Consider the following 486-nt stretch of genomic DNA (forward strand, 5'->3'; position numbering starts at 1 on the left):
TCGTCACTCGTACTGACAATTCCCCTTGGGCGTTCGGGAATGTAAATATGATCTGTGCATTTCCGTTACTTCCTGCTACCGCTGTTCCTAAAACGTTATTGTCTGCGTCATACACTTTCACGACTTCTCCTGCAGCCACACCTGTAATACTCACTGTTCCTTGATCACCTGTGATATCAGTGATCGCAGCACCTGGTGTTGGCGTTGTTGGAATCTCGATTCCGCTGTATGGCAGTATTGCGATTTCCGTTTCGGTTCCATTTACCGTTACTCGTACTGACAACTCACCTTGTGCATTCGGGAATGTAAATACGATCTGTGCATTTCCGTTACTTCCTGCTACCGCTGTTCCTAAAACGTTATTGTCTGCGTCATATACTTTTACAACTTCTCCTGCAGCCACGCCTGTAATATTCACTGTTCCTTGATCACCTGTGATATCGGTAATCGCAGCACCTGGTGTTGGCGTCGTTGGAATCTCGATTC

1 protein-coding gene is annotated in these 486 nt (G+C 46.5%); it reads right to left on the bottom strand.

What is annotated here, in order from left to right; translation table 11 throughout:
- Positions 1-486: hypothetical protein (locus ACFSGI_RS22370; protein ID WP_379284472.1), on the bottom strand; the 486-nt coding region annotated here is incomplete at both ends.

Origin of the sequence: Paenibacillus nicotianae (assembly GCF_042681745.1) — a bacterium.
GTDB lineage: Bacteria > Bacillota > Bacilli > Paenibacillales > Paenibacillaceae > Saccharibacillus > Saccharibacillus nicotianae.